The organism is Nonomuraea helvata, from assembly GCF_039535785.1.
Lineage (GTDB): Bacteria > Actinomycetota > Actinomycetes > Streptosporangiales > Streptosporangiaceae > Nonomuraea > Nonomuraea helvata.
The window spans coordinates 753328-777570 of record NZ_BAAAXV010000012.1 but is presented as its reverse complement, the minus strand read 5'-3'; the positions used below and the strand labels follow the sequence as shown (position 1 = coordinate 777570).

The window sequence follows — 24243 nt, the reverse complement described above, 5'->3', positions numbered from 1 at the left end:
CCCGCCGAGGGCGGACCAGGACAACGACAGGACATCGGCCGGACATATGTCAGGGCACCCAGAGTTTGTGGATTTCTGCCGTGCCCGTTCCTCGGCCCGCACAGCGCTAGCATCGGATCCCGTGATCGTATGGCTCAACGGCACCCATGGGGCAGGCAAGACGACGACCAGTGCGCTCGTGCAGCCGCTGATTCCGGATTCACGGGTGTTCGACGCCGAGAAGGTCGGCGAGACACTCATGGACATCACGCCAAGGCTGCCCTCGATGGGCAATTTCCAGCACTGGCCGCCGTGGCGGCCGCTCGTGGTCGAGACCGCCCGCCGCGTGCTCGACTACATCGGCGGCACTCTGGTGATCCCTATGACGGTCCTGGTCGAGCAGTACTGGCGCGAGATCAGCACGGGCCTCGCCCACCATGCCATCCCGGTGAGGCACTTCGTCCTCCACGCTGACCAGGACACCCTGCGCGAGCGCATCGAGGGGGACACTGTTCTTGGCCCCTCCTCGTTCCGCCTCGAGTACCTCGAGCCCTACGCCGAGGCGGCCCGCACGTGGCTGCACGGCGAGGCCGAGGTCGTCGACACCACGCACCTCACGCCCGCCGAGGTCGCCCTGCAGATCGCGGAGGCCGTCAAGAGCTGAGGTCCGCACGCATCCAGGGGCCCAGCTCAGCCCAGCACCACGGTGTCATCTGCGGGCGGGCAACCCGAATGCCGAGTGACGGGATCGTGACCCCTTATCCTGGAAGGGAGCCGCCGTGCGCGCGGACATCACGCTCGCCACCCCCGTACGCCGCACCGCCCGGTTCTCCAGCTTCAGGGCATGTTCGACGTGCCGCTGGAGGAGAAGCTAACGAATTCCGGGTCGGCCGTGCTCCCGGTGGAGGAGCGGCGGTGGAATGCCGGTCTGTTCGTGGGCCCGTCCGGCGCTGGGAAGACGACACTCGCCCGCACCCTCAGCCGCGCCGCTCGGGACGCCACTGGCAAAGGGTGCGTGACCTGATTGACGAGCGGCGCCTCCTTGAAGCCCGGCGCCTGCTGGGAGGTGCCCGGTGGGAGGCCCGTGGTGGCGCAGAGCCTGGAGGTGGCGCCGTTCGCCAAGCTCTGCTGTTCTTCGGACGTGTGGGGTCCGGCCGAGCTGCACCATCTCGGCGCGACGCCGTGGCTCCGGGCGCTGGCGCGGGTCCTGGGCGAGTTCGTGGCCGACGGGGAATGGTCGGCGGGCCAGGCGGCGCGGGTGGCGGCCATGGTGGGCGCGGGGAACGCCCGCCGCGTCTACGACCTGACCGCCCCACAGGCCCTGACGCCGTCCCGCTCCAGGGGCCGGGGGCGGTCCCACGGTCTCACTCCTTGATCGACAACCGCTGGACGTCGGCGTCCTCAAGCTTGACTGGGTTGTCCGGCATCGCCGAATACGTGCCCGCCGAGGTGACGACGTACTTCGCCTGCTCCGGGTTGAGGAGCGAGGCCGGCGAGTCGGGATAGGTCTCCAGGAACAGCATGTACGTGACGCCCGTCTTCAACGGCGTCGCGTCCGCCTCCTCGTACGTCACGCCGTCCAGCGTGCCGCCGAGCTCCTTCACCTGGATGACCTGCCCGACCCGGGCCAGCCCCTTGCGCACCTTGACCACCTCGACGGAACTGACCGTCATGACCGTGGGCGGCCCGGCGGGCGGAGCCTCCGCGTCGGGCGTGGCCCCGGCGTTCGGATTCAGCTGCGGATCGGTCTCGGTGCCGTCGTCCGCCGGTTCGACCTCCGTCATGACCCGTTTGGTCCCGGTCAGCCGGCCCTCGATCACCAGCTTCGCCCCGGCGAACAGCGCGTCGGCGCTGTCGTACGCCGGATAGTCGGCCGCGTAGATGACGTTCTTCTCCTCCGCCGCGCAGGCGGACAGCAACAGCACAGCCAGGGCGGCCACCCCGAGCCGCCGCATTCGAGCCTTCATCGACTTCGACTCCCGTTCTCCTCGTGAATGTCGTCGGGCGGGGCCGGTCAGTAATAGGCGTTGACGTCCGAGACGTCATGCGACTGCGGTTTGGTCATCGTGTCGCGATTTCTGCTGCTGTTCATGATGGAGGTGGTGCTGTTGTGCGCGAGATTGAGCGCGTGCCCCAATTCGTGCACGAAGACGCCGGTCACGTAGTTGGAGAAATTGCTCGCGTCCCGGTTGATGGTGCGGCTGTTCAGCTTGATGTACAGGCAGCTGTCGCCGCATCGGGTGTAGTGCCCGTACCAGGTGTTCCGGTACGACTTCACGGTGATCGTCGAGCCGGAGTTCCGGTTCTTGTAGATGTCGGCGGGGGAGGACGTGGCGTTCCAGTTGGCCAGCGCCTTGTTCATCGGCTTCTGCCACGTGTCGTTGTAGTTGTAGGGGTAGATGCCGATGCGGGCGATGAGCTGGCCCGTCCCGTTCCAGTGTGCGGACGCGGGGGTCGCGCTGATGCTCACGCAGACGATGCCGGCGAGAGTCGCGGCCAGCAGTCGCGAGGCTTTTCTTTTCGCGTTCCGGGCGCGGAGGTCTGACAATGCCACGATCCACTTCGATTCTTCTCGGGCAGGGCGGAACAGCGTGACGGGTGGAGGAATTGCGCGGTCACCGGTCGCGCCCGGACGGGCGGCCGGCGCGGTTTCGCCGAGGCGTTCTTACTATGGGCGGTTCACGTCGGCGGAAACCGTTTGCACGCTGTGACGGTACTCGACGCGCAGTTATACGCACAAGATCAACGCAGAGTTCCGGAGACCATCGTCTCCGTCATATCGGCCGGTCCTCCCAGGTGCGCGGAAACTGCCCGGACATCGACCCTGAAAAATCGCTGTGACCCCCGCGGCCCGCGGCGTTCGGCCGCGGGATCCGGGGGCCTGAGGGCATGGAGGGCCGGAGCGTCAGAGGAAGCTGACGTTCTGGGCCAGGGTGAGCCGGTCGGAGTGGTTCACGGTGGCGGTCGAGCGCCGCATGTAGGCGCGCCACGCGTCCGAGCAACGCGAACACGTCCGTTTCAGCAGCCGGCAGTCTCGCGAGTGTAGGCGCCAATGTCGCCGTTGCCGAGCCAGAGCCCGTCCCAGAGATGCGCGGCCAGCTGCCGGAGTCCCCACCGGCTTCGACGAAGGCGGTCATCATGTTGTGGCCACGGGCTGGTATACGTCAGGGACGGGGCACCGTTGCCGAGAAAGCCGAACGTGGTCGTGCCGGAGGCCGGGATCGAGGCGTTGTACGAGGTGTTCGACACCGTCACCGCGGAACTGTTGCCGCTCAGGGTGCCGTTCCACAGTTGGGAGATCGACTGACCGCTGCTCAGCGTCCATCTGACGGTCCACCCGTTGACCGCCGAGTGCCTGCCTTCACTGTGACCTCGCCCTGGTAGCCGCCCGACCACGAGTTCACCGTGCGGTAGTTCGCGGTGCAGGCGCCTGTGGGCTGGGGTGATGGGCTGCTGGAGGGCGAGGGTGACGGGCTGGGTGACGGCGACGGCGTGTACGGGCACTTGTTGCGGTACATGGAGATGCCGGTGGGATCCATTCTTCCCCAGCGGAGCACTCGAGCTGCGCCCGGAGCAACGGGCGGCCGACGGCGTGCAACTTCTCCGAGATGGTCATGGCTGGGAGGTTAGTGTCGAAGCATGACTGTGACGATCGCCGAGGAACTCCTCCTGCTCACCTACAACGACGAGAAGGGCACGCAGCTCGTCTCCGGGACTCAGCTCGACCCGGCCCTCGCTGGCGCGCTCCTCGCCGAGCTGGCGGTCAACGGTCGGCTGGAGCTGTCGGACAAGAAGGTGACGGTCAAGGACCCGTCCCCGCTCGGCGACTCCGAGCTGGACGCCACGCTGACCCGCATCGCCGAGGAGGGCAAGGAGCGCAAGCCCGCCTGGTGGGTCCAGCGGCTGCAGTCGGCCAAGCTGCGCAAGCGCCTGCTCACGAGGCTGGCGGAGTCGGGCGTGCTGACCGAGCAGCGCGGCAAGGTGCTGGGCATCTTCCCAACCACGCGCTGGCCCGAGGCCAACCCGGACGTGGAGGCCGCGGTCAGGGACCGGGTGATCAGCGCGCTGGCGGGCGCCGACCCCGACGCCCGCACGGCCGTCCTGATCGCCATCGCGCACGCGGCCAAGCTCGACCGCAAGGCCTTCCCCGAGGCGAACAAGCAGCGCGTCAAGGAGATCGCGGAGGGCGCCTGGACGGCCGACGCGGTCGCTCAGACCATCGCCGCCATCAACGCGGTCATGATCACGACGATCACCGCGGCGACCGTCGCCGCGACGACCACCGCCACGGGCTGAGCCGCTCTGGTTACCGGTGTCGATGACGTCCTTCGGCACCGGCGTGTCCGCCTTCAGAGCGTTGAAGCGGGCCAGCGGCCATCTGCCGGATTCCCATGTTCGTGCCCAACGCGAACGCCGCGAGCGTTGAACGCCCGCCCGGTCAGCCGCCGGGCTTGGTGAACTCCAGGCCGTCGAACCGGAACACCGTGACGCGGCCGGGGTGGTCGCCGACCGCCAGCAGCTGGCCATCGGCGGAGAACTCAACCGTGCGGTAATAGAGTGATGGCTCGCCGGGTACGACGAAGCGCGGCTCCAGCGGCTGTCCGGTCGCGACGTCATAAACGATGACCGGACCTTGGATGCGGGCGCCAGCGAGCCGGGTGCCATTGGGTGACAGCGCGACGTCAGCCAACCTGTCTTCGATCGTCCAGCACACGGCACCGGATTCCACCGAGATACCGCAGCATCCCAACGTCTCATCGCTCGCAACAAGAAGCTGCTCGGTCCGGTCGAACATCAGCTTGCCGAGCCCACGGGCATTATCGGCTCTCGTCGGGAAGGGGTACGGGGCACCGAGCACTCGTCGGCCGGTGTCGACATCCCAAATCTCGAGGTCGTACTCCGTATCGCGGTTGTCCGGGTGGTGGATGAGGCCGACGAGCCGGCCCGACGGAGACAGGGCGGCGGTGCCGGTCTGCGAGCGCTCGCCCGCCGGAAGATCGAGGCACGAATGGCCATCCGGGCCCAGCACGCGCAACGTGCGATCGTCGGCCACCAGCATCCGGCCGGCGACGGCGTCCCGCCCCAAGCGGGTGTGGGGCAGGCGCTGAACGTGACCGGTGGCGAGTGCCACCGTGTGGCTCGTGTCCTCCCGGCTGCTTGTGTTCCGGACGGTGAACGTCAGGTGTGATCCGTCCGGTTCGAATGCCATGTCATGGACCGCTGAGTTCCGCGACGCATCGGCGTACACCACCCGGCGGGCGCCGGTCCGTAAGTCGACGGTCTGCACCTCGGAGTCGAGCCGCAGCCTGACCCGGTCAGGAATGCCGCGGGCGACCGCGAGGGTGCCGCCGTCCGGGTGCAGGGCGAACGCGACGATCCCGTTGGTAGCCGGCGTCGCGCACTGGACGAGGACGTCGCCCGGCTCGGTCGCGGCGACGTCGCGCAGCACGGCGTACCCGTCACGCATCTTCTCGGTGACGATCTTCTCCAGGGCCTCGCGTGCCGCGCGCCCGCTGCCGAACGACTTCATGCGCTCCTGAGGCTTCCCGGCACCGGTCCACCAGCTTCGGTGCAGCTCGACCCCGTCGGCCCGGAGCTCCAGATATTTGGGCTTCGAGGTGCCGGGATGGGTCAGGAGAATCCGCTCACGATTCATACGGGGCAGCGTAGAGATCTCCACCGTCAGAAATCATCAGCGCGTACGGCGGGGCCAGCAACGCCACCAGCCCGCACCTGCGGGTCGAATCGGCCTTCCGAGGGCCACATCACGAATGCCGGTCGCAGCAGCCGGGCGGTGCCGGCCTCCCAGTAGAGGCCCTCCAGCACGAAGTCCTCCCGAACCTGGCCCCGGCGGCGGGCCTCGGAGTCCGGCACCGTCAGCCGCTTGGTCCACGCCGGGATCCCCGGCGGCTCGCGGCACCAGCTCAGGCCCACCAGGTCGAGGGCGTCGCGGCGATGTAACCGAGCGACTCATACAGTGGCCTGCCCAGCTTCGATGCGGTGAGGGTGAGCGGTAGATCCGCGAGGTGGGCCAGGGAGGCGAGCATGACGGCCCGCCCCACGCCACGCGAGCGGAACGCCGGCGACGTCGCGACCCAGTAATGGCTGCCGACACCGTCGTCCACGACGCTGACGCACGCTCCCGCGGCCACGCCGTCGTGGGATGCGACGAACACCTCCACGCCCGGCTGCTCGATCAGCGTCGTCGGGAACAGCTCGCCGGGGCGGTAGGGCTCGAATCCGGCCAGCTCGAAGCCCTCGATCACGATCTGTTCGGCCGCCTGGAGGTCCTCGAGCCGCCGTACCCGGATCACCTCCAGCGATGGCTCGGCGACGGGCCCGGGCGGGCGCAGCATCACCGGCATCTGCCAGCTGCGCAGGCCCAGGTGGCTCAGGTCGGTCGAGCTGAACGGATCCTCGGCATTCACCGGGCCCGCGGCCAGGCGGGCCAGCTCGCTCAACTCAGCCAGTTCGCCCGGATCGAGGGCGGGCTCCTGGATCAAGATCCGCAGCCCTGCCCGCTCGTCGCCGCCGATCGCGACGAATCCGCGGCGCCGGATCACCTCATGCCCCCGGCATCGCCCGGTCGCGATCCAAAAAGCGGCGGAGTTGCGGGCCTGACGCATCGGCACCTCGGCCAAGGGCAAGGAGGTGGGCTGGTCAGTCGAGGTGGATCCCATGGTCATAGCGCCGAGGGTAGTGCGTGCAATTGACCCAGCACACGGGCCAATTCCACGCGAACTGACTGGGTCATCTTCAGGCCAGGTCGCAGCCACACCCCGACGTGCACCGTGCGCTGGGGCAGCGTGACGCTCGCCGGTGGCGATGCCTTCGAAGGTGAGCCGGTCCAGCGCGGCGATGGCGTCCGGCACCGGGCGGGGGTCATCGGCTCGCCGTAGCGGTGGGCTCGGCGAACCTCGTGGATGCTTTCCAGGCGGCATCCGTGTTCCGCGCAGCTGAGCATGAGGGGGAGCGCGGCGAGCAGGACGATACCGCGGCCGGGGTCGACCGAGCAGGCGATCCGCCCGTACCCGGGCCAGCCGCTCGGCGGCCGGCAGCCGGGCCACCAGGCCCGCCCACGTCGCCATCGGCGTGCCGCGTCCTCAGGGCACGTCCCCAGGGCTGTCCCAGCCGGAGACGAACCAGCGGGCCTCGCCGGTGGCGGGGTCGTACGACCGCCGTCTGATCGTGCCGATGTCGCCGCCGTAGACGTGGATCCCGACGGTGGGTTCGCTGCCGACGGCTGCGACGGCATGGACATCATCGTCAGTGGTGCAGCAGACGGTCACCTGCCCCGGCGCCCATCGCGTTTCGCCGGCCGGTGTCAGTGGCGCGCTCGCGGTGGACGTCGTCGGCTTGAGGTAGCGGAGCTCGTGTTCGACTCCCGCGTAGATGCCGGCGACGCCCCACGTCTCGTGCGAATGCACGTTGGTCCGCTGACCCACGTCCCAGACCACGGATGCCATCGACCAGCTGCCGTCGGGAGCGATGTAGAGCGGATACGTCAGGTGACGCGCGGACGATGATCGCGTGACCTCCGGCGGAAGCCGGTAACCGCCGGCCAGCAGAGCGGACAGCCGCTCGGCGATCCGCGCCGTGATCTCGTGCTCGTCGCCGGTGCTGCGCACCACGAGTCCCACGTCGTCGATGAAGGCCCGCAGACGATCAGGCTCCATGATGCTCCTTCAGCGCGGCGCCCCAGGCCATGACGTGGTCCGGCAGGGTAATGGGGTTGTGTCCGGGCCGGGCGCTGTCGACGATGATCGCTGTGTCGATCATGACGCGGCACCCGGCAGAATCCGGTACTTGAGGTGGGTGACGCCGGGCGCCTCGACCGCCCGGATCTGCTCGAGTCGTACATCCGCGTCCCCGAGGTCGTCGAGGAGGCGGGAACCGCCACCGAGCAACACCGGAACGACGTGCAGCTCGAGCTCGTCCAGCAGCCCCGCCGCCAGGTACTGCCGAGCGATGTGGCCGCCGCCCCACAGCATGACGTCCTTGTTGCCGGCGGCCTTCTTCGCCTGCTCGAGCGCGGACTCGATGCCGTCGGTGACGAAGTGGTACGTGGTCCCTCCCTCCATCTGCACCGGATCACGCGCGTGATGGGTGAGGACGAACACGGGGTAGTGGAAGGGCGGGTTCTCACCCCACCAGCCCGTCCACCGCTCCTCGCCCCAGGCGCCGCCGCCGATGGGGCCGAACATGTTCCTGCCCATCACCCCGGCGCCGATGTTGTCGATCGACTCCTCGAACACCCGTGTGCTCTCGGTCACCTCGCCGCCCTCCTCGCCGTGGGCTCGGCGAAAGGCTGCCAGCCGAACCACCCAGTCGTGGAGCCGATCGCCACCTTCGCCGAGCGGGTTCTCCTCGCTCTGGTTCGGGCCGGCGACGAACCCGTCCAGCGAGATCGAGATGTGACACCTGAGCTTGCTCATCATGCTCCTCGGTCGGCTCGGCGCCGCCGTCCGGCGCCCTCACCAGTGAGCATGGCCGGATCGATAGATGACGTCTAATGCCAATACATCGACATTCACATTGATATCTTCTATCTATGCTGAACCTGATCCATCTCAGGGTTCTGGCCGCGGTGGCACGTCACGGGTCCGTGACCGAGGCAGCCAGAGAGCTGCACTACACGCAGCCGTCGGTGAGTCATCACCTGTCTCGCCTGGAAGCGGCCACCGGCGTGAAGCTCGTCCAGCGGGTGGGCCGTGGGATCCGGTTGACCCCTGAAGGGCGACTGCTGGCCAACCGGGCCACCGAGATCGTGGGACGGGTCGACGCGGCGACCAACGAGCTGGCAGCGCAGATCGGTCTGCGGGCGGGGCGGGTCCGCCTGGCCGCCAACGCGTCGACGCTGAGCACGATCGTGCCGAAGGCGGCCGCCGCCTTGGACCAGGCGCATCCGGGACTCGAGCTGATCCTGATCGAGCGTCACCCGGTCGAAGCGCTGCAGATGCTGCGGGGCGGCGAGATCGACGTCGCACTCATCTTCCGGTACGCCGGCGCCCCGGTCGAGGAAGAGGACGGGGGATTCCGCCTCGTCCACGTCGGCGACGACCCGATCTATCTCATAAGCGGGCGACCCGACGACAGCATCGCGAACCATCGTCACTCCGCATGGATCGGCGGCTGCGAACGCTGCCAGAACGAGCTGATCACGCTGTGCCGGCACGAAGGCTTCGTTCCACGCATCGCATCACTCAGCGACGACATGGTCGTCGTGCAAGCCCTCGTCGCCGCAGGCAAAGGCGTCGCCACCCTGCCCGGCCTCGCGCTGCAAGCCCACCGCCGACCCGACATTCACGCCACCGAACTCACCGGCTTCACCCGCCGGCTCTACGCCGCCACCTACGGCGATCCACCCGACCCGCCCGCCAGCATCGCGCTGGTCCAAGCCATCCAGGACTCCGCCCGGTAGAAAAGCCAGTCCGGCGCATGCGCGCCCGCCGAAGCGACATCCACCGCGCCGCCACGGCGCGCCCCCTACGTCGGCCCTGACGGCCCGGATCTCGGTCGTCCGGCCGGGACTCGCCTCCACCTCGTAGCTGAGCGCCTGCCCGCGGCGGCCCAGCGGATCGGCCACCTCGCCGTCGGCCCGCATGCCCGGCAGGGTCGCGAGCAGCCGGTACGCCCCCGCCCGAACATCGGGGGAGACGGCCAGGCCGCGGAGGATCTGCATACAGGCCTCGCGCAGCCGCGGCTGGAGGTCAGCCGATCCGGACACCGCCCGGATGCGCCCTTCCAGATAGGCGCGCAGCTTGTCGGGCCCGCTGGGAATCTTGCCGAGGTCCGCCCAGGTCATCGGCTTCATCAGCAGCATGCCCCCCGAGCCCTGCCACGCGCCCGTCAGCCGGACGGACTCCGGCTTGGCCGGGGTGGCCCGCACCTTCTCGTTCGAGGTGGCGTTCAGACCGGCGGTGTCCGTCGCGTACTGCCAACTGGACGGTGAGCCCGCCGCCTGCCAGGCGGCCTCGTCCTCCGGAGTCGCGGGTGCGGCGCCGAGGTCACGGCTGATCCGCCAGCCCTGGTCGTCCGGGCGCCGTGCCAGCCACCGCTCCTCCGACAGACTGCGCTGGAGAACGTAGGCGCGGCCGGGTTCGATCATCATCGACCTGGTGAGCTGTCTGATCCGCCAGTAGTCCCCCTCCGCGGGCGCGGTGGCGATCGCGTCGGCCGCGGCGAGCAGGATCTGGCGGGCGGTAGGGCGGGGGATCGCGCTCTGGGAGGTTCCGGGGTGCGGTGCCTCCGGGGGAACGACGGTGGTCACGACGAGCAGGGCCCCCGCGGCCAGCGCCCCTCCGGCGAGAGCGACGGCCAGCCGGCCACGCCGGGGATGCCGGGGATGCCGGCGGGCGGGCACGGGCGTGGTCACATGTGCCGCGTCGTCGCGGCGGGAGACGGCCTGGAACGGCTCGGCATGCCGTCCGGCAGGTGGTGCGGCCCGGTGGGGCGGCTGGGCGGGTTGTCCGCCATCGTGGCGGCCGGCTGTTCGGGGTGGTCCGCTGTGCCCTGCTCCGTATGTCGACGTGTCAACGCGTCCAGATGACGTGGTGTGCCGATGAGCGCAGCACCCGATTCAGGAGCGTTTGCCGGTCCCGTTCGTAGTGCTCGCCGTTCCACATGTTTGCATACTGGAAACGGCAGTTCGCCCGTGATCTGGGAAGGTGGCGTTCGTGAGGAACGGGTCCGTGCAGCGGCCTGTACGTGTCGCAGTCATCGGAGTGGGCATCCTCGGAGCCGGCGTGGGCTGGAACCTGTCCCGGCACGGCGCCGAGGTGGTCTTCATCGACGCAGGCCAGCCGGGCGAAGGCGTCACCAACTGGTCTTTCTCGTGGGTCAATGCCAGCAACAAGACCGCGCGCAAGTCCTACTTCGACCTGAACGTCGCGGGCATGGCGGCGTACCGTGAGCTTGCCAGGACCGTCGGGCCGGACTCATGGTGGTACCCCAGCGGCCACCTGCGCTGGACGGACGATCCCGCAGCGGAGGCGAAGCTCCTGGAAACAGTCGAGCTGCTGGCCCGTTGGGACTACCGGGTCGAGGTGTGCACGGGGGCCGAGGTGCGCCGCCGCCTCGAACCTGCTCTGGCGATGCCCGGCGAAACCCCAGTCGTGTTCTACCCCGACGAAGCCTGGGTGCACGGACGTCATCTCGTCGGCCGCCTGGTCGGCCAGGCCGTCGCATCCGGCGCCGAACACCGGTCCGGCACCGCGGTCTGTGACATCGGCACCGGTGCCGACGGGAGCATCCGGACAGTTGCCTTATCCGATGGGAGCCGCCTCGACGTCGACATCGTCGTGAACGCAGCAGGCCCCAGCGCCGCCCACGTCGCCGAGCTCGTCGCACGGCACTTGCCGATGCGCCGGGAGCCCGGCGTCGTCACCCGGATCAGCTGTGCTCAGGTCCCGATTCGCCGGGCCATGCACGCGCCTCATATCGAGATCCGTCCTGACGGAGACGCTTCGATGGTCCTCCACAGCCGAGAGGTCGACGCGCTCATCGACACGGGCGAAGATCCGGCGGAGCTCGGACGGCGGCTCCACGAATCGGCGCGGCACGTCGTTCCCGAGCTCGGCGACTCCCGCATCGTAGAGACACGGGTAGCCAACCGGCCCATCCCAGCCGACGGATACCCCTCGGTGGGAGCGGTGCCGTCTGTGCCGGGCTACTACGAGGCCGTTTCCCACAGTGGCATCACACTCGGGCCGGTAATCGGCCGGCTGCTCGCTGCGGAGATCCTCAGCGGGAAGCGAGATGAGATGCTTGCGGACTTCCGCCCGGAGCGGTTCCCCCTGTGACGGCCCGAGCGAGCGCCGGCAGCCGCAGCGGGATTGCGGACAGTCAGGGACCTATCCCTGGTGATAATCGCTGAGATCGCGCAGGCGCCGGATCGGTGAGGCCAGCAGGACCAACGGGATGCAGGCGGCCGCGACGACAAAAGCCATCAGGGTGACCCGGCTGCTGACGATTCCGGCGATCACCCCGGCGATCAAGCCGCCGATCGGGATCGCGCCCCAGGAGACGAAGCGGACCGTGGCCATCACCCGGGGCAGCAGTTCGGGCGGGCTCGCCATCTGCCGGTAGGTGCGGGTCACCACGCTGAGCACCACCACACCGACGGAGAAAACCACGTTGCCGGCGGCGAAGGCGACAAAGGCCTGCCAGCCGGCGCCGAGAGGAATGACAAGCGCCCCCGCGAGCGAGACGAATCCGGCGACGATCAGGGCCCGGGCGGTCCCGAACCTGGCCGTGATCCGGTTCGTCAACGCGGCGCCGAGCAGCGTACCGACCCCGTCCGCCGCCAACAGCAGGCCGACGAGGCCGGGTGCGGCGTGCAACTCGCGTACGAGGTACAGCGCGTAGAGCGCGTGCTGTGCCCCGCAGACCGTGTTCGCCGCGGTGGCGGCCCACATGCACGGGCCCATCACCGGGTGGTGCACGACGTAACGCCAGCCTTCGCGGATCATCGCCCGCACCGGCGGCCAGCGGTCAGGGGCCTCGGCGCGGCGTTCGGGCAGGGTCCGCAGCAGCAGAGCTGAGACCAGATAGCTGACCGCGTCGATGAGGAGGGTGGGCACCGCCCCGAGCACCTGGACGATGAGACCGCCGACGGACGGTCCGCCGAGCTGAGTCGTGGCCTGGGTGCCGGAGGTCAGGCTGTTGCGGGACTGCAACTGCTCCTTGCTCACGATCGAGGGCAGGAAGGTCGAGTTGGCCACGTCGAAGATGACGTTCGCGAAGCTGATCACGAGTGCCACGATCACCAGCTGGGCGACCGTCAGACAGTCCAGCCACCATGCCAGCGGGATCGAGATGACCGCCGCCGCGCGAGCCAGGTCAGCGGCGATTTGCACCCTTCGCATGGGTAGTCGCTGCACCATCACGCCGGCGGGCAGGCCGATCACGATCCAGGCGACGTAACTGGCGGCGACGATCATGCCCATCTCGAACGCGGAGGCATTGACCACCGTCAACGCCGTCAGCGGCAGCGCCACTGCGCCCACCGCTGAGCCGACCGCGCTGATGGTGCCGGCCGTCCACCACCGCCAGAAGACGCTCGTACCACGTGCACTGTCGACTGTCATCATCGCGCTCCCAGTGAGTTTCAGAATGGAACGCACTATACTCGACATGTGAAACGAGCTGATCTACCGGACGCCGACTGCGGGATCGCGCAAGCGCTTGGAGTGATCGGCGACTGGTGGACGTTCCTGGTGGTGCGGGACATCGCCGGCGGCACCACCCGCTTCGACGGCCTCCAGCGTGCGCTCGGCGTCAGCCGCCGCGCTCTCGCCGAGCGCCTGGCCGGCCTTGTCGCACATGGGGTCCTGGAGAAGCGGGCCTATTCCGATCACCCGCCGCGCTACGACTACCTGCTGACCGCGAAGGGTGAGGGCCTGCTGCCGGCGCTCATCGCGCTCCAGGACTGGGGCACCAGATATGTGATGGGGGATGGGGCACTGACCGCTACCAGCGAGGACGGGTCCGCCGAGGCCCGCCGGGTGCATGAGCTGGTCGATCGGAAGATGCCGGACGTCGTCCTGGAACGACACGACGGCGAGCCGGTCGCGCCCAACGCGCCGGGCGGCGTCTGGACCGTGCTCTATTTCTTCCCCGGCGCCTTCGCCCCCGGCACCCAGGACTACCCACCCGGATGGGCCGACATCCCGGGCGCCACGGGCTGCACATTGGAGTCGCTGACCTACGCGTCACGGTATGCCGACTTCGAGGCGTCGGGTGCCGCGATCCGTGGTGTCAGCACCCAGCGACCCGACCAGCTGGCCGCCTTCGTCGCGCACGCCAGGTTGCCCTACCCTCTGCTGTCCGACCAGGACAGCAAGCTCGCGGCCGGGCTGCTGCTGCCGACCTTCCGAGCGGCCGGAGTCGACCGTTTCAAGCGCTTCACCCTGCTGGTCGATCCGGACGCGATCATCCGGGCGGTCCAGTATCCGATCAATGATCCGGCCGGCTCCGTGGAAGAGATGCTCGCCCTCGTCCGCGGCCGATGAGCGGGAGGGGACAGGGTCGCTGGCCGCTGTGCGGAAGGCGTACATCGCCTCCCGCGTGTTCTCGATGCCGCAGGTGTGCTGGCTCACAGGCCTCTCGCCCATCGATGCATGCGCGGAGAAGATCGGCGTGGCCGTTGTGCCAGGCGTACTCCTCGATCATGTGGATGAGCACCCAGCGCGGCGAGACCCGCCCGCGCCAGGCGTCGTGGCCTTCGACATCCAGGTGAGGCGTCTCTGCGACGTAGGCTCCCGCCAGGCCTGCCAGGCGTCGGCGATGACCGCGGGATCCGGTACGGCGCCGTCGAAGTCCTCATCGGGATTCTGGCCGGAGGAGAAGAGGGCACGCGCCTACGCTGATCCGCGCAGCCGTGCGAGCTGTCCGCGAGATCGGCCCGTACGTCGGGCCCGCAGGTCATTTCCGGGTGGCAGCGATCAGGTTGCGGGCGCCCTGGTGGAGCAGGTCGGCGGCGACGCGTGCTCCCAGCGCGGCCGGGTCGGAGTGGTCACCCCAGGCCTGGGAGCGGACGAAGGCGCTGCCGTCAGGGTTGAACACCATCCCGAACAGGCCCATCTGTCCGTCCGGGGTGGTGGAGGCGTGCCCCGCGATCGGACTGTTGCAGTGGCCGGACAGCAGGTGGAGCATCGTGCGCTCAGCGAGGATGTGACTCGCGGTCAGCGGGTGGTTGAGCTCGTCCAGGAGCCGCATGACCGGGGTGTCGGAGTTGCGGGCCTGTAGGCCGATGACGCCGGCGCCCACGGGCGGCACCATGGAGACGATGCCTTCCTCGGCGCTGTGGAATTCCAGGGGCAGCACCTCGTGGTGGCGGTCCAGGAGGCCGAGGCGGATCAAGCTGGTGCGGGCCAGGACGAGGGCGGCGTACTTGCTGTCCTTCTCGTCCAGGTGGTTCAGACGCGTGTCGACATTGCCGCGGATGCGTTCGGTCCTGAGGTCGGGCCGGTGGATGCTGAGCTGGGCGTGGCGGCGTACGGAGCTGGTGCCGATGAGCGATCCGGGCGGGAGATCAGCGAAGGGGACGTCGCCGCGGGTGACCACGACGTCGTGGACGTCGTCGCGCGGCAGGTAGGCGCCGAACGCGGTTCCTTCTGCGAGGGGCACGTCACCTGGAACGTCTTTCATGCAATGAACAGCGATGTCGATCCGTGCGCCGGTCAAGGCGCGGTCGATTTCCTTGCTGAAGGCACCCTTGCCGCCGATCTCGGCCAGGTCGCCAGGCCACAGGTCGGCGCTGACCTGCGTCGGCACGATCTCGATGGCGATGCCGGGAACGAGCCTTGTGATCAGCTCAGCGACATGGCTGCTCTGGATCTTCGCCATGGTGGACGTACGGGTGCCGATTCGTAGGGGAGTTTCGCTGAATCGGTCGAGGACGACTTCGGTCAGAGGGTTCACGTCGTGTGCTCTTCCTGGTCGTGGTTTCAGCCGTGTCGGCGGAGAGCTCAAAACTACAAGCCGTAGTGCTCGGTCACGATTCTGGCCCGATCGGGAGAGGAGGCCGCTCTGCCTGCGATGATTTCCGGCGCTCCATCGGGTCTCCACTCTGGACGACCTTTACGACCAAGGAGGAGTTATGGGCAAGGTCATCTACTGGATGAACACCTCGATCGACGGCTACATCGAGGATCGCGACGGTGGCATGGACTTCCTGGACCCGGACGACGACTTTCACAGGCGGAGAACCAGACCGCCCCCGAACGGGTCCCGATCGTCCGTCGCAAGGACGCCGTGTCCGTGGCGACACGCCTCAAGCAGGAGATCGACGGCACCCTCCAGCTCGGCGGCGCCGGGTTGGCCACCTCCCTGCTGGACCTGATCGACGAGTTCTGGGTGTACGCGCTCCCCATGATCGTCGGGGGCGGCAAGCCGTACCCGCCGGTGGGAGAAAAGCTGCGGCTGCGCCTGGTCGAGCACCGTTCCTTCGCCGCAGGAACCATGTTCCGGCGCTACGTGCGCCCCTGACTGACCAGGTGCGGACCTCGGGCGTACGGGCTTCGCGTTCGGTGAGGACATGAAAGGGGAGCCGCTTGCCCTGCAAGCTGCTCGTGGCCGGGAGCGTTCCGGCCACGACGGTGAGGTGTCCCGATCGGGCGCTGCTATCGCCAACCGTTGATGGTCAGGTCGGGGTCGGTGGCCGCGTTCAGCAGCCGCCGGCCCCAACCGTAGGTCATCGGCAGCCAGTTGAAGTCGTGATCCGGTCCGACGATGTCGGCCAGCTCGATCAGCTTCATGATCTCCACCACCGCGGCGAGCGGCTTGGCCATGCGCCATGCGCCCCGCATCCGTTCCGGAGCGACGGTGTCGGCCCAGGCGGCGAAGCAGGTGTCGAGGTAGGTCGCGGCGTCCGGCTCGGACGCGTCGTGCAGCCATGAGGCCAGGTCGAACAGCGGGTTCGTGACGGTGGCGAAGCTCCAGTCGTGCAACAGGATCTCATCGTCGCGCACGACCACATTGCCGGGGTGGAAGTCGCGGTGGACGATCGTCGCCGGGATGGCCGCCTCGTCCAGGCGCTCGGCGCACTCGACCAGGTACGGCGTCAGTGCCTGCAGCCGGTCGGCCTCCTCGTCCGTCAGCGCCCGGTTCAGGTTCTTCGGAAGCTTGGGCGCCCGCCAGACGTCGTCGCGGGCCATGGTTGACCGCACGCCGTCGGCCAGCGAGGCCGGGGTGAGCGGGACACAGCCCGCGGCGATCAGCTCGTCCCCGCGGTGAACGGTCTCCTTCTGCACCATGACCAGCTGTGTCAGGCATGCGCGACGCTGCTCCTTGGAGGCGGCCCAGCCGTCCACACCGCCGAAGTCCTCGGCGAGCCACCAGCGGTCACCGGGTGACATCGCGGTGATGGTGGCGAACGGCGCGATGCGCAATGACGCCAGATATCGAGTGATGTCCGGTTCGCGAGCCAGCCTCGGCAGGACCGCTTTGAGGTACAGGTCACCCCGGTCAGTCGGCGTGCGGAGTACGGCGGACATGCTCCAGTGCTTGATCTGGCGGGTAGGACCGAGCCGCACGCGACCGGCGGCCTTTATCTCCCCGTCGATGTAGGACTCGGCTCGCTCGAACCAGCCGGGCCTGAACCAGTCGGAGGCGGGCGGCGGGGTTCGCGCCGTCCTGCGGTCGAGCACCAGGCTCTGCCCGATCACCGCATCATGACCGTGCCACGCGAACCCGTCGGCGGAGTCCGGCCGCGTCCCGCCCGCCGCCAGCAGTACCACTGTCGTGAAGTCCAACGGCTCCAGGACCACCGTGGCCAGCCCGAGTTCGCGACGAACACGATCGGTCAGCTCGCTGTCCATCGGCGGCCACCTGACGTCGAACCGGATCCGCGGCAGCGCCGGTTGGTCGCCGGCCATGTCGCAGAGCACGTCACCGCCCTGGTCGACGACTACCAGCACGGCCTCCACGGGTTCGAGCGACATGATCAACCCTCCAAGGATCAACGGAGTTCGCGGGACAGCGCAGTGTAACGACACCGAGCCGGTCGGGTTCGGCCCGCGCGGCGGCCTCGTACACCGGGCCTCCTCGATGAACACCGACCCAGGCGGGGGCGGCGGTGATGACGTTCGAGTCCATGATCTCGTCCGCCGGTTCCAGCGCGCCCGCCCCGCGGACGGTCGCCGCATCGAAGTGGTCAACGTGACGGAGCAGCCATCGGCCACACCGCTGGAGCAGTATCGCGGGCCGCTGATCGTCCTTGCTGCCGCGAGTGTCAGGCGAAGGTCTTGAAGGTCTTCGCGTCGATCACGAAGCGGTACCGCCCATCGGAGGAGAGCACCCGCTCGTAGGCGTCGTTGATCCGCGACGCCTCACACCGACGTGGCCTACTGATCAGCGTGGGCGGCTGAGGGCGGCCTCGGCCAGATCCGTCCATTTCTCGGCGTAGGAGTGGGGCACGACCACCCAGTCCTTTATCACCTTGCCCTGCCCCATGGGGTCGAACAGGGACGCCCCGGGCAGCTCGAGCGCGGCCGTGTGCTCGGGGGTATCCCTGACCAGCCGGAACACCATCGCGCCGTCGCGCTGCAGGCTCGCGAACACCTTCCCCATCTGATCTTTGAGCGCGGGACTCCCCATCATCCTGGAGATCCGTACACCCAGGTCGGCCAGCTCGGCGCCGACCTGCTTGAAATCCTCTTCTGCGCTCATCGTCAGTCGGTCCCCAACTCCATGGCGGCGTGGTCGAGCAGCTTGTCGTGGCCGGGGCTCTGTCCGCGTGACGTGATCGCCTCGGCCCCGCCTTCCGGCAGCACGGCGATCAGGCTAGCCGCCCTGACGGCACTGATCAACAGACCATAACTCGGTCACCGGAGGTTCGGGGCGCTCGCGCGTTGCGTGGTGCCCGCCGGGCCGGCGCGGAGCATGGCCTTGTAGAGGGCGTCGCGTACGGGAGAGGCGGGCCCCGGGCCGGAGCCTCGAAGGACTGGCACAGTTGATGAGTTGCACCATCCCCTCGTACGCCTCGTTGCCGGCGCTCCTCCAGAGTTTCGGCGGTGGGGAAGGTCAAGGTCAGCACGTCGGCGAAGCCGTGGTCGGCGGCCTGCATCACGCAGTCGGTCTCGATGTAACCGGTGAAACCATGCCAAGGGTCGGGGTCGTCGAGGGCCACGGCGACCGCGACGGCGTAGACGTCCATGTGATCGGAGAAGACGGCGGCGACCAAGGTCCTCCTTCGCGGGGAAGCGACGGAGAGAGACTGTTTCTCTGGTGGGTGCGCCGCTGCTGGTGCGTCCACCAGCGGGCGGTCGAGCGGGTGTCGCGCAGGGCGTTGGTGGCGCAGTGCACCTCGCCGCCGAGCAGGTGCGCCCACGACAGGTCCGCCACCCAGCGTACGTGCACGCCCTGAGCCTCCAGCGCGCTCCGCGCGGCCTGCCGGAACAGATCGTGCCCGCCGACGACCGGGCCATAGGGGGCGGGCGCGGCGAACTCGCGGGCCGTCAGCGACAGCCCGTTGGGAATGCCGGGCGTGTACGCCTTCAGCAGTGCCGGATCGGCCTCACTCGCGCTGAACAGCACGGGCACCCCCACGACCTCCGAGCGCCGCAGACCCGTCGCGGCCAGCATGGTGTCGATCTGCGTGTCGATGTGTCTCGCGGCCCGGTCGTTGGCGGTCATCAGCGCCCGGTCGCCCAGCAGCCCGGCGACCGTGGGGGAGCCGGGGAACAGCCGGGTGCCGCCGGCTCCGGCGGCCTCGGCCCGGCGCAGCAGCCGCGCGGCCATGCGGGGGTCGGCGACCATGAGCGTCCATCCGCGCGCGTTGGGTGCGCGTACGACGTGCAGGGTCTCGTCCACGTGGCCGACCATCAACCAGCCGGTGTCGAGCACCACGGGCGGCTGGAGGCCCTGCCCCATGCCGGTCAGCAGGCGGACGAAGGCGGGGTCGGGGCGCCGGGTGCGGCCGGTGCCGTACACCAGCCGTCCCTGCGGGTGACCGGCGTACGGCGGGAGCGACTCGACGTTGCCCGTGGAGTTGCGCAGGTCGGTCAGGTGGTCGCGGCGGGTGAGGGTGAGCTGCTGCACGACGGCGACCCCCGGCCCGCGCAGGTCGCGGAAGAGCAGCCTGGCCATGGGACGGGGCGTGGGCGCGTTCGCGTCGCCGAGATCCACCACATTGCCCGACCTGACCAGAACGCGCATGGTCCTGACGCCGCCGGGCACGGGCATGGAGGCGGTGGTCGGCTCGAAGATGTCCTGCCACCAGGTGTCCTTCCACCACTGCGACGTGCCCGCGACGAATCTGGGCGCGTGCACTCCGGCGGCGCGCGTGGCGCCGCGCAGATCGCGGGCGAACTCCTGCCACCCACCAGGCAGACCGTCGGGGAACGGCAGCGCAGGCGGTGAGCCGGGGCCCGCGCCAGGCTTGCCGGCCAGCACCTCGACGGCCGGTTGCAGATCGTTCTGGAGGAGCAGAGGAGCCTCGCGCATGCGGGCGCGCGCGACCTGGCGCCGGCCGCGGTCGGTCACGGTGAGGGTGATCGTCAGCCGGCCGTCCCAGTGGGCCCCGTCGCGTACGATGTCGCGTCCCTCGACGCCGAACTCCAGCCCGGCGCGTAGCTCGGCGGCGGTGAGCCGGCCGCCGCCCTCGGGCAGTGCTGGCCTGAAGTCGGCGGCCAGACGGTCGCCGTCGCGCCGGACGAAGATCCGCGCCTTGTCCGGAACGTCGACGCTCAGCAGCCCGGTGGCGGCGTCGCCGAGCCCGGTCATGGCGGGCAGCCGCAGCCGCGCCAGGTCGGCCGCGTCGGGTTCGCCGTTCACGCGGGCGTCTGCGGCGTCGTTGCAGGCGGCCAGCCGAACGTCAGCCGCACCACCGGGAGCGTCCAGGTCGGCGTCGGCCACCCGGCAGCGGCGCTGGCTGTCGTCGAGGTTGGGCAGGAAGATCGCCTCCCCGGAACCGCCACCGGCGGGCGCAGCATCAACCTCGCCGTCGTGGTCGGTGTCGGCCAGCAGCGCCAGTGCGGAGAGAGGCCCGGCGGAGGCAGGGGCGGAGGCGGACGTGGGGGCGGAGGCGGACGTGGGGGCGGAGGCGGACGTGGGGACGGTGAGCGGCCAGGCTCCGGTGAGCGTGGCCACTGCCGCGCAGGCGGCGGTGGTCGTTCGCGCAGGCATCTGGGCTTCCTCACTCTGCTCGAGGGATTTATCACGGCTGGGATAAATCCAAAGTATCACAGGTGTGATATAAAAATGCCATGCCGAAAATAGTCGATCCCGTCGAACGCCGTCGTGAGGTGGTGGACGCACTCTTCAGGGTCGTCGTGCGTGACGGCCTGCAACGCGCGTCTCTGCGCACTGTCGCCGCCGAGGCCCAGCTCAACATCGGCTCCCTGCGTCACTACTTCGCCACGCAGGAGGAGCTGATGCGCTTCGCGATGGGCTCGATGATCGAACGGGTGGCCGAGCGGTTGCGGGCGGCGATCGAGGAGGCGGGCGACCTGGCAGTGCTGTCCGCGCAGGAGCTGCTGGAGCTGTGCGCGCGGTTGCTGGGTGAGCTGCTGCCCCTTGACGAGCGGCGTCGCGGCGAAGTCACGGTGTTTCTCGACTTCGCCGCCGCCTCCAGAACCGACCCCGCGTTGCGAGACCTGGCCTCGCAGGTGGCGGTGGGCACGCGCGAGTTCGTCGGCCACGTGCTCGAACGCCTGGAGGCGAGGGGCGCCCTGCGGCGGGGGCTGCGGCTCGACGTGGAGACCGAGCGGCTGTCGGCGCTCGTCGATGGCCTCGCCATGAACGCCGTACTGCATCCCGAGCTGGTGGGTGCGTACGACTGCCTGGAAGTCGTGCGCACCCACCTCGGCGCGCTGGCCACGTAGCGGTTCGGGCAACCCGCGTCAGGAGAAGGCGCAGCCGGCGGACGTCGAGGTCGGCGAGCAGGTGTCCTGTGACAGCGAAGGTTAGCGTGTGCCATCGAAGTTTGAGTGACGGAGCGAGCGCGATAGTTATCTAGGTGACTGGTGTTTTTTGATCTATCTCGCGTCGGTCTCGCCTGTTGTGCCATGGTGATCGGTGTTGGTCACCGGGAGCGGGGAGAGACCGAGCGATGGCAGTGGGCCAGACTCCGATGCAGCCGGGGTTGCTGTCCTCCACGGTGAGTTTTGTCGAGGGTCGGCTGGCGCCGAACTCGATCTACACGGTGCTGCACCGTGAGTGCCGGAATCTGTTTCCGGACGAGATGTTCGCCGACCTGTTCGCTGAGGATGGGCGCCGGTCGGTGCCGCCGATGATCGTGGCGGTGGTGATGGTGCTGCAGCGGCTGGAGGGGCTGTCGGATCGCGAGGCGGTGGATCGGTTCGCCTTCGATGTGCGGTGGAAGTACGCCGCCGGCGGGCTGGACTTCGACCATCCAGGGTTCGTGCACACCGTGCTGGTGGACATGCGGGCCCGGCTGGCCGCCTCCGACCGGCCAGACCGGATCTTCGAGCGGACCGTGGAGGTGGCCGCCCGGGCCGGGCTGATCGGCCGCAAGCGGGTGCTGGACTCGGCACCGATCTATGACGCGGTGGCCACCCAGGACACCATCACGCTGATCCGCTCGGCGATCCGGGGCGTGCTGCGCGCCTCCGACCGGGAGTTGCGGGTCGCGCTGCGGGCGGTGATCTCCAGCGGGGACGCCTACACCGATCTCGGTAAGCCGGTCATCGACTGGACCGAACAAGCGGAGCGGGAGGCGCTGATCGACTCGCGGGCCCGCGATGGGTTCGCGCTGCTAGCCGTGCTGGACGGACGGAAGGTGGCTGAGGAGGTCGATCAGGCGGCACGATTGCTGGCCACCGTGCTCGGCCAGGACCTGCAGCACGGCGAGGACGGGGTGTTTCGGATCGCCCGCAAGGTGGCCAAGGACCGTGTCATCTCCACCGTCGATGCCGAGGCGCGACACGGCCGCAAGACGGTGGAGCGCTCGTTCGACGGATACAAAGGCCACATCGCCGAAGACCCCGACAGCGAGATCATCACTGCCACCCGGGTGACGGCAGGCAACGTGGGCGATGCCGAACCGGCCGCCGAACTCCTGGCTGACCTCCTGTCCGAGCAGGCCGAGCAGGCCGAGCAGGCCGAGCACGCCGAGCAGGCCGAGCAGGCCGAGCAGGCCGAGCAGGCCGAGCAGGCCGAGCAGGCCGAGGTTTATGGTGATGCCGCCTACGGCACCGGGCCGATGCTTGCCAAGCTCGACCGGGCGCAAATCGAGGCGATGGTCAAGACGCAGCCCTCCAGCGCGCCCGGAGGTCGCTTCACCAAGGATGCCTTCACCGTCGATCTGGAGGCCGGGCGGGTGATCTGCCCGAACCAGATCGTCAAGGAGATCCGCTGGCATCGCAATGGCAGTGGCGTGGCGGCCTTCGGCTCCGCATGCGCGGGATGCCCGCTCCGGGAGCGGTGCACCACCGCCAAGGACGGCCGCGACATCAACCTCAGCCCGCACGAGGCACACTTGGCCCGGGGCCGGGCCAACAGTGCCGATCCCGGCTGGCTGGCCCGATACCGCGCCACCCGGCCCAAGGTCGAACGCAAGATCGCGCATCTGATGCGGCGACGGCATGGCGGACGCCGCGCCCGCATGCGCGGCACCGCCAAAGTCGACGCGGACTTTTCTTTGCTGGCCGCCGCTGTCAACCTGGCACGCCTGGCGGTGCTCGGCGTTACTTCCACCTCAACCGGGCGATGGGCAGCGACAATGGCCTGACCAGGGAGAACAACCGCACGCCACGGTTACGGAAGGCCAGCGGACACCCTTCGGAACCCCTGTGGATAACTCGGCAGAGCAGGGCTGACCCGAACCCCGCAAAGGCCGGGCCACCCAAGCTCGATCACAGGCCCGGCTCAGCAGATCGCGATCGAGATTCAACCGGCCGGGATCGACCGCTTAACACCAGCGACCTAGGGTTGGAGGACCCTTCCAGCAGGTCAGAGGACGATGATCTCTTCTTTCGCGTAGGCCAAGTTGGCCGAACGTAGCCCGGTCCCAAGAAGAACCGAGCGTGCGGAGAACGCCTCGAGGTCGTTGAGGGCGCGCCGCAGCACTCCGACATGTGGCGTTTAAGTGATCTTGCTCGGAGGTGAACCGTGGCCCCGCCCTTGACAGGGCCACGGTGGCGCGATTGTGGTTAGCTTAATTGGTGCGGGCCGCCCTGGCGGCCTGCTCGATCTTCGCGCAGTAGGCTGCACGGGCTTCCTCGTCGATCTGCTCCTCGTATTCGGGGCGCAACCCGGTCCGGCCGTCGAGGCCCTCGCGCAGGATATCGGCGTGCCCGGCATGCCGGGTGGACTCGCCGAGGACATGGACCATGATGGCGAACAGGTTCGTGTGCCAGGCCGGCGTTGACTCCGGCCACCACGGCACGTGGCCGGGGGCGTCGAGGGGAAGCTCGTTGATCGTCGCGTCCGAGTGTTCCCACGTGCGCCGGTAGAACCCGATGATCTGATCGCGGGTCTCGTCCTCGGTCGCCCAGTGGCTGCCGTCGGAGTCCTGCCACCGGGGCAGCGGTTCCGGGGAAGGGCGGTCGAAGACCTCGCCGAAGTACCTGGCCTCGACGGTGGCCACGTGTTTGACCAGGCCGAGGAGGTTGGTCCCGGTCGCTGTCAAAGGTCGGCGGGCGTCGTATTCGGACAAGCCGTCGAGTTTCCAGAGCAACGCCTTGCGGTCCCGCCGCAGTCTCGCGTGCAGGTTGTCTTTCGCGAAATCGTCGATCATGGGTCACGATTCTGTCAGGCTGCGCTGAAGGGTTTGATGGCCTGAGGAGGGCGGCGTCGGAT

26 protein-coding genes are annotated in these 24243 nt (G+C 68.9%); 9 read left to right on the top strand and 17 right to left on the bottom strand.

All coding sequences use genetic code 11. The features are described 5' to 3' along the window. Nucleotides 1–121 precede the first annotated feature (121 nt). Both ABD830_RS54060 and ABD830_RS54055 read left to right on the top strand, forming a co-directional pair. Nucleotides 122–643 carry an ATP-binding protein gene (locus ABD830_RS54060; RefSeq protein ID WP_344987708.1) on the top strand — a complete coding sequence of 174 codons (522 nt, stop codon included), beginning with the start codon at nt 122–124 and terminating at the stop codon, nt 641–643. A 360-nt stretch (nt 644–1003) separates the two neighbouring features. After that, a complete protein-coding gene (locus tag ABD830_RS54055; RefSeq protein WP_345003453.1) occupies nt 1004–1354 on the top strand; it encodes a hypothetical protein in 351 nt (116 codons plus the stop codon). On the opposite strand, the gene ABD830_RS54050 is transcribed toward ABD830_RS54055, so the two are convergent. From ABD830_RS54050 to ABD830_RS54040, 3 genes are all read right to left on the bottom strand, one after another. Then, nucleotides 1344–1946: a hypothetical protein gene (locus tag ABD830_RS54050; protein ID WP_345003451.1), complete on the bottom strand. Its 603-nt coding sequence runs from the start codon at nt 1944–1946 to the stop codon at nt 1344–1346. The genes ABD830_RS54055 and ABD830_RS54050 overlap by 11 nt on opposite strands. Nucleotides 1947–1993: 47 nt before the next feature. Next, entirely contained in the window at nt 1994–2449 is a 456-nt protein-coding gene (locus tag ABD830_RS54045) for a matrixin family metalloprotease (protein WP_168018783.1), read from the bottom strand. Between the two features lie 548 nt (nt 2450–2997). Then, the gene (locus tag ABD830_RS54040) at nt 2998–3375 is read right to left on the bottom strand and encodes a cellulose binding domain-containing protein (RefSeq protein ID WP_345003483.1); all 378 of its coding nucleotides are present in this window, start codon (nt 3373–3375) and stop codon (nt 2998–3000) included. 243 nt (nt 3376–3618) lie between these two features. Here ABD830_RS54040 and ABD830_RS54035 point away from each other — a divergent pair, with 243 nt between their 5' ends. Beyond that, complete coding sequence (locus ABD830_RS54035) at nt 3619–4275, top strand: GOLPH3/VPS74 family protein (RefSeq protein WP_345003449.1); 657 nt, start codon at nt 3619–3621, stop codon at nt 4273–4275. Between the two features lie 142 nt (nt 4276–4417). Here the strand turns inward: ABD830_RS54035 and ABD830_RS54030 are convergent, their stop codons facing one another. From ABD830_RS54030 to ABD830_RS54010, 5 genes are all read right to left on the bottom strand, one after another. Beyond that, nucleotides 4418–5635 (bottom strand): WD40 repeat domain-containing protein, encoded by a 1218-nt coding sequence (locus ABD830_RS54030; RefSeq protein ID WP_345003448.1) that lies wholly within the window; start codon nt 5633–5635, stop codon nt 4418–4420. A gap of 26 nt (nt 5636–5661) precedes the next feature. Beyond that, a complete protein-coding gene (locus tag ABD830_RS54025; RefSeq protein ID WP_345003447.1) occupies nt 5662–5913 on the bottom strand; it encodes a hypothetical protein in 252 nt (83 codons plus the stop codon). Beyond that, the gene (locus ABD830_RS54020; protein WP_345003446.1) at nt 5904–6665 is read right to left on the bottom strand and encodes a GNAT family N-acetyltransferase; all 762 of its coding nucleotides are present in this window, start codon (nt 6663–6665) and stop codon (nt 5904–5906) included. Before ABD830_RS54020 ends, ABD830_RS54025 begins: the two co-directional genes overlap by 10 nt. 417 nt (nt 6666–7082) lie before the next feature. Then, the gene (locus ABD830_RS54015; protein WP_345003445.1) at nt 7083–7655 is read right to left on the bottom strand and encodes a cysteine dioxygenase family protein; all 573 of its coding nucleotides are present in this window, start codon (nt 7653–7655) and stop codon (nt 7083–7085) included. A 99-nt stretch (nt 7656–7754) separates the two neighbouring features. Further along, nucleotides 7755–8414 (bottom strand): dihydrofolate reductase family protein, encoded by a 660-nt coding sequence (locus ABD830_RS54010; protein ID WP_345003444.1) that lies wholly within the window; start codon nt 8412–8414, stop codon nt 7755–7757. Nucleotides 8415–8530: 116 nt separating this feature from the next. Between ABD830_RS54010 and ABD830_RS54005 the strand changes: the two genes are divergently transcribed. Then, entirely contained in the window at nt 8531–9400 is an 870-nt protein-coding gene (locus tag ABD830_RS54005) for a LysR family transcriptional regulator (RefSeq protein WP_345003443.1), read from the top strand. A gap of 950 nt (nt 9401–10350) precedes the next feature. Here the strand turns inward: ABD830_RS54005 and ABD830_RS54000 are convergent. Beyond that, entirely contained in the window at nt 10351–10515 is a 165-nt protein-coding gene (locus ABD830_RS54000; protein ID WP_345003442.1) for a hypothetical protein, read from the bottom strand. Nucleotides 10516–10646: 131 nt separating this feature from the next. Here ABD830_RS54000 and ABD830_RS53995 point away from each other — a divergent pair, with 131 nt between their 5' ends. After that, entirely contained in the window at nt 10647–11780 is a 1134-nt protein-coding gene (locus ABD830_RS53995) for an NAD(P)/FAD-dependent oxidoreductase (RefSeq protein WP_345003441.1), read from the top strand. Between the two features lie 51 nt (nt 11781–11831). Here the strand turns inward: ABD830_RS53995 and ABD830_RS53990 are convergent, their stop codons facing one another. Further along, nucleotides 11832–13067, bottom strand: coding sequence for an MFS transporter (locus ABD830_RS53990; RefSeq protein ID WP_345003440.1), 1236 nt, complete (start codon nt 13065–13067; stop codon nt 11832–11834). 48 nt (nt 13068–13115) lie between these two features. Here ABD830_RS53990 and ABD830_RS53985 point away from each other — a divergent pair, with 48 nt between their 5' ends. Then, nucleotides 13116–13991, top strand: coding sequence for a winged helix-turn-helix transcriptional regulator (locus ABD830_RS53985; protein ID WP_345003439.1), 876 nt, complete (start codon nt 13116–13118; stop codon nt 13989–13991). Here ABD830_RS53985 and ABD830_RS54630 read toward each other — a convergent pair. Next, entirely contained in the window at nt 13936–14214 is a 279-nt protein-coding gene (locus tag ABD830_RS54630; protein WP_378521027.1) for a mycothiol transferase, read from the bottom strand. The genes ABD830_RS53985 and ABD830_RS54630 overlap by 56 nt on opposite strands. Before the next feature lie 189 nt (nt 14215–14403). Beyond that, complete coding sequence (gene hemC / locus ABD830_RS53975; protein WP_345003438.1) at nt 14404–15402, bottom strand: hydroxymethylbilane synthase; 999 nt, start codon at nt 15400–15402, stop codon at nt 14404–14406. A 117-nt stretch (nt 15403–15519) separates the two neighbouring features. On the opposite strand from hemC, the gene ABD830_RS53970 reads away from it, so the two are divergent. After that, nucleotides 15520–15969, top strand: a complete 450-nt coding sequence (locus tag ABD830_RS53970) for a dihydrofolate reductase family protein (RefSeq protein ID WP_345003437.1) — start codon at nt 15520–15522, stop codon at nt 15967–15969. Nucleotides 15970–16103: 134 nt separating this feature from the next. On the opposite strand, the gene ABD830_RS53965 is transcribed toward ABD830_RS53970, so the two are convergent. The 4 genes from ABD830_RS53965 to ABD830_RS53950 form a co-directional block, all read right to left on the bottom strand. Next, entirely contained in the window at nt 16104–17423 is a 1320-nt protein-coding gene (locus ABD830_RS53965; protein WP_345003436.1) for an aminoglycoside phosphotransferase family protein, read from the bottom strand. Between the two features lie 409 nt (nt 17424–17832). Further along, nucleotides 17833–18150, bottom strand: coding sequence for a hypothetical protein (locus ABD830_RS53960; protein WP_345003435.1), 318 nt, complete (start codon nt 18148–18150; stop codon nt 17833–17835). 155 nt (nt 18151–18305) lie between these two features. Beyond that, nucleotides 18306–18431: a hypothetical protein gene (locus ABD830_RS53955; protein WP_345003434.1), complete on the bottom strand. Its 126-nt coding sequence runs from the start codon at nt 18429–18431 to the stop codon at nt 18306–18308. A gap of 115 nt (nt 18432–18546) precedes the next feature. Next, the gene (locus tag ABD830_RS53950; RefSeq protein ID WP_345003433.1) at nt 18547–20607 is read right to left on the bottom strand and encodes a protein-arginine deiminase family protein; all 2061 of its coding nucleotides are present in this window, start codon (nt 20605–20607) and stop codon (nt 18547–18549) included. Between the two features lie 80 nt (nt 20608–20687). Between ABD830_RS53950 and ABD830_RS53945 the strand changes: the two genes are divergently transcribed. After that, the gene (locus tag ABD830_RS53945; RefSeq protein WP_345003431.1) at nt 20688–21305 is read left to right on the top strand and encodes a TetR/AcrR family transcriptional regulator; all 618 of its coding nucleotides are present in this window, start codon (nt 20688–20690) and stop codon (nt 21303–21305) included. A gap of 227 nt (nt 21306–21532) precedes the next feature. After that, on the top strand, nt 21533–23173 hold the full coding sequence (locus ABD830_RS53940; RefSeq protein WP_345003430.1) for a transposase: 1641 nt from the start codon (nt 21533–21535) through the stop codon (nt 23171–23173). 426 nt (nt 23174–23599) lie between these two features. Here ABD830_RS53940 and ABD830_RS53935 read toward each other — a convergent pair whose 3' ends face one another. Next, complete coding sequence (locus ABD830_RS53935) at nt 23600–24181, bottom strand: DinB family protein (RefSeq protein ID WP_345003429.1); 582 nt, start codon at nt 24179–24181, stop codon at nt 23600–23602. Nucleotides 24182–24243: the final 62 nt, after the last annotated feature.